Source organism: Shewanella sp. MBTL60-007 (genome assembly GCF_019654915.1).
In the GTDB taxonomy this organism is placed as follows: domain Bacteria; phylum Pseudomonadota; class Gammaproteobacteria; order Enterobacterales; family Shewanellaceae; genus Shewanella.
In genome coordinates, this window is the sequence record NZ_BPET01000118.1 from 1 (window position 1) to 3744 (window position 3744).

Consider the following 3744-nt stretch of genomic DNA (forward strand, 5'->3'; position numbering starts at 1 on the left):
GGTATACCTAAATCGAACAAAAACTCTACAACTCCCGATTGTTAGCGAGTGAGTACAACAAGGGTTTTCTCTACCAGAGCAGCAAAAGATAACTGGCTACGGAATAAACTCCTACATAGTAATTACTTGAAAGACTTTATAACTCCATCAATAGTTAATGCTTAGCGTATGATGCTTATCAACCAAGAGGCTGTTTATTAATGGCCGATAACATATTACTTTATTAATATTGAAGCGACTCAAAGGAAGAGCCTTGCAGAATTTCAAGATAAAGTTAGAGAGAAAGTTACAACGCAAACTAGAAAACAAAATCCCGCCACCAATCGTCATGGTACTTTTCGCTCTGCTCATGTGGGCTATCGCACAAATAACCGATACAACTGGAATAACATCTAGTACAGCACCGACCATAGCAACCGACAGCTCACTGTCTTGGCTTCAGTTAATGGCTATTATCCTACTCTTAGCTTTAGGTGTATTGTGTGCTATTGCAGGCGTGATTAGCTTTAATCGAGCAAAAACGACTGTTCACCCACTCAAGCCAGAAACGGCATCCGCTCTGGTAACATCGGGGATTTATCGATTCAGCCGCAACCCTATGTATCTAGGTATGGCTTTAGCCCTTTGTGCCTGGGCGTGCTACTTAGCATCGATGTGGAGTGTGGTCGGAATTGTTGGCTTCATACTTTATATGCAGCGCTTTCAAATTGCGCCGGAAGAGCGTGCACTGGAAGTGATATTTGGCCAGACGTTTATCGACTATAAAAAGCGAGTCAGACCATGGATTTGACCAAAGTAAATAAAAAAGAAAGCGCATTACTTGATTAGAGCCGATGATCATCAATAAAAATCGGCTCTCAATAACTTTAAGCAATTAAAAGTCGCGGAAAATAAGTGACTCTTTGGTTGATTGCAGCTCCCTTAAGCGTTTTTCAGACAAATCGAGTTTACATCCGACCAATACAGGTAAGGCCATCGAACCTTCCACATACGTCAGCATCTCAGCCTTACAAACATCATTACGATAAGTTAACCAAGAGGCCTGCGCCTGATCCAATGCTGCTGTTAACTCATCGTTACTTGCAACGCGTTCAAGGGCGTTAATGGAGTCAATAACTTCAGACATTTTTAAATCGACACTCGCCAACGAGCGCTGGGCACACTTGACCATACCTTCGGTGCTATACGCTTGCTCAGACAGACAATCGATTCCAGCAGCAGGATCGTCACCCACAATCACGGTGCTGACCGTGGTAGGTAAATACCAAGCCCCGCCAGCCGCTATCTCTCGGCAAGCTCCGGTAGAGTAGGAATCAGCTAACACAAACTCACTGCCATTCCAAAAATAACGTCTTCCTGATACGCAATCTCCTACACCTCGCCCACGCATGAACTCATCAATCACGCCATTAGCATAATTCACCGCACTGTCAGTTACTAACACAGGTTCAGTCTCAAAGTTATCATCAACCAGCCACACAGCTTCGCCATAGTTATATGCAGCGAACCAACACATAGTTGACACTACAAGCTTATTTGATGTCAGCCTGGCAACCTCAAGCTTTAAAGGCTCGTCTTCTGCAGGGACATTATCACAGGCATTATCAAGCGCGGTTCTCATTCTATGGATAAAGTCTGCATCTGTGGCCAATCCAAGATCTGCGGCAGTTGTAACAGGTATTGGCTGAGTGGGTATCGAAATAACTGGCGCTTGCTTAGGCTGAACAATCCCTTTGCTAGTGTGGCCCTTTTTCACTATCGCAAAAGGCGTGTTAACCAAGCCTTGAAAATCGTCCATTTTTAATAAAACAGCCGTAGAACCTTTAGTTGATAATCGCCACACTTTGCCCGCACTACTGATAAATTTGATCGACGCTTGGCCTTTCATGGTCAGTGCATTAAGTAATTGGCTAACTTGTTCTTTGCTTAGCTCATACTCACCACTAAAGCTAAGCTCCATATGTTGATAAGCTGGCAGCTCAGGCGATAATTGGCTCTGATAGCTATCGTTAATACTCAGGGTAATTGGATCTGCTTCGGTTTGGCTATTAGCTGCACCATCCATTACTATCTGACCAAACTTCACTTTCGCCGTTAGCTCGACATCGGCTCCAGCAGCACGCTCCAATATCACTGAAACGGGTGCGTATTCCCCTTGCTTATGTTGCAATTCTTGACTGTGATAGCCCACAGCGCGGCAGGTATGAGTATTGTCACACACCACTTGCCAGTCACCATGAGCAAAGCTCTGCACTTGCTCTGCAGCAACCGACAAAGAAATGAATAGTGAACACAAGCTCACTAGCCCTATAAAAACCTGCATTTGAACAAGCTCCAAAAGAATGATTAAACCGCACAGCACTATTAAAGAGTGACGTTAATCTCATTACTAAGTTGATTATCAGCTTGCAACTGTAATGTAAACGCATCGAGGTTTATTCACGGCACTTTGACTTTGTTATGTCAGTCACAAAACGACCATCAACAGTAAGCACTTCACTCCATTGCATTGTAATGCCTTAACCAATGCCGATAAACTACTGTATTTATTATTTAAACTATTAAAGTGAATCGCTGCCATCTATTAGCGATTATCAATGACTTCATATTAAGCTACTCAAAAAATGCCAAATGCTATCTCAACATTGATGCAGACTCAGCTCGGAAAAGCGCTGTTTATTATCGCCATACCGCTGCTACAGTTTATCGGCCCCAACTTTTTGATTGGTGTAGTACGGGTCGACCATGAAGGTGTTGGAACAGGTCTACTGTTTATCTTTAAATGCTTAATTTGGGTCATCACTCTGGTCATTGGCAGTTTAGTGTTTTCCAAGGTTTATTATAAAAGCATCCGCTACGGTTTATGGGCAAATAGCCCCTTGGCTATCTTTGTGCTTTATCAGCTAAACCAATACTGGCCCTATCTTTTGTCTTGATACTGAACCTAACCATTTTCATCATAAATAACGCTAAAGAACTGCACGGTTAATATATTCGAATATAATGCCGCTCATCGAGACAGGCAGTACACCGAGCGGTGATGGAAAGCTTTGCAGCTCCTAGTGCTAGGCCTTGTGGCTTTTTAGGAATGCCTTTGCTAAATCACTTTTGGACCGAAATAAGTTAGTGCCAAAGGTCTAAAGCTGGGTCGTGGGATGAGGAAAAATATGGTACTCAAATAAAGTTTACACTGACCCCATATATCATGAAGTACAACATGAAGGTGATTACTCATCACTGCATATGCAGCTACATCAATAGCAAACACCTCTGTAAGCTTCAATATTTGTGTTTCTACCCACTCTCGATGATGGTCATAGTTCTTTACCTGTGTATTTCTCATCACCACACACTTTTTGTTTCGATAGCATGCACGCCAAACAACACAACTGCAACAGCGATAGTAGGGACTTCTCACCAAATAAAGAGATCATACTAATGAGGGTTCATCTTGGGCGTCGCATGCAACCTCCTTGTCAAATGCTCAAATCAAGCATAGTCAGAGCTATGCATTTAAGGCCATTAAGTACGGCTGTCTATATTTCTATTAAAATGAAAAAGCAATAAGCAAAAACAATATTAGAAAAGACATTAATAATTTTAACCAATCATTATTAATTAATAACACACCAAGGTTTCGCCGAGACTTTCAACAAGTAGTCTTGTTGGTACTTGTTATTCCGCTATATAAAAAAACACAACACTAAAGACGCAAAAAAAACTAAAAATCAATAACTTACATGA

3 protein-coding genes and 1 pseudogene are annotated in these 3744 nt (G+C 42.0%); 2 read left to right on the forward strand and 2 right to left on the reverse strand.

What is annotated here, in order from left to right; genetic code table 11:
• Window positions 1–328: 328 nt before the first annotated feature.
• Window positions 329–790 (forward strand): isoprenylcysteine carboxylmethyltransferase family protein, encoded by a 462-nt coding sequence (locus tag K5Q92_RS23425; protein WP_220771211.1) that lies wholly within the window; start codon window positions 329–331, stop codon window positions 788–790.
• Window positions 791–874: 84 nt separating this feature from the next.
• Here K5Q92_RS23425 and K5Q92_RS23430 read toward each other — a convergent pair whose 3' ends face one another.
• Window positions 875–2323, reverse strand: a complete 1449-nt coding sequence (locus K5Q92_RS23430) for a DUF1176 domain-containing protein (protein ID WP_220771209.1) — start codon at window positions 2321–2323, stop codon at window positions 875–877.
• Window positions 2324–2624: 301 nt separating this feature from the next.
• Between K5Q92_RS23430 and K5Q92_RS23435 the strand changes: the two genes are divergently transcribed.
• Window positions 2625–2936, forward strand: a complete 312-nt coding sequence (locus K5Q92_RS23435) for a hypothetical protein (RefSeq protein ID WP_220771210.1) — start codon at window positions 2625–2627, stop codon at window positions 2934–2936.
• A 269-nt stretch (window positions 2937–3205) separates the two neighbouring features.
• On the opposite strand, the pseudogene K5Q92_RS24560 reads toward K5Q92_RS23435, so the two are convergent.
• Window positions 3206–3421: pseudogene (locus K5Q92_RS24560) on the reverse strand (hypothetical protein); the annotation flags it as partial.
• Between the last annotated feature and the right edge of the window lie 323 nt (window positions 3422–3744).

What these genes read in the sequence shown, in the direction of transcription:
- K5Q92_RS23425 (WP_220771211.1), top strand. Translation starts at nt 329, where the DNA reads ATGGTACTTTTCGCTCTGCTCATGTGGGCTATCGCACAAATAACCGAT.
- K5Q92_RS23430 (WP_220771209.1), bottom strand. Translation starts at nt 2,323, where the DNA reads ATGCAGGTTTTTATAGGGCTAGTGAGCTTGTGTTCACTATTCATTTCT.
- K5Q92_RS23435 (WP_220771210.1), top strand. Translation starts at nt 2,625, where the DNA reads ATGCCAAATGCTATCTCAACATTGATGCAGACTCAGCTCGGAAAAGCG.